Source organism: Vibrio sp. 10N.286.51.B11, assembly GCF_041469245.1.
GTDB classification, from domain to species: Bacteria; Pseudomonadota; Gammaproteobacteria; order Enterobacterales; family Vibrionaceae; genus Vibrio; species Vibrio crassostreae_C.
In genome coordinates this window covers 1-297 of sequence record NZ_JBFRKI010000086.1, presented here as the reverse complement: position 1 = coordinate 297, position 297 = coordinate 1, and the positions used below count along the sequence as shown (strand labels likewise).

Below are 297 nucleotides of genomic sequence, written 5' to 3'. Positions count from 1 at the left end.
TCCTGCACGACCCACCATTTCCTCCCAAGGAAATAAAAATATGGGGCTATAGCTCAGCTGGGAGAGCGCCTGCCTTGCACGCAGGAGGTCTGCGGTTCGATCCCGCATAGCTCCACCATTCCTTCCATTAGGAATTAAAACTTTATGGGCGATTAGCTCAGTTGGGAGAGCACCTGCCTTACAAGCAGGGGGTCACTGGTTCGAGCCCGGTATCGCCCACCATCTTTAAGCATTCTCGTAAGAGAGTATTTAAAAATGGGTTTAAAAATTTAACACTTAAAACTCTTGCTCTTTAAC

At 47.5% G+C, this 297-nt stretch carries 2 tRNA genes; both read left to right on the top strand.

Annotated elements, in window-relative coordinates:
• The first annotated feature begins 42 nt into the window (after positions 1-42).
• A tRNA-Ala gene (locus AB4154_RS22400) sits at positions 43-118 on the top strand.
• 28 nt (positions 119-146) lie between these two features.
• A tRNA-Val gene (locus AB4154_RS22395) sits at positions 147-222 on the top strand.
• The last annotated feature ends 75 nt before the right edge of the window (positions 223-297 follow it).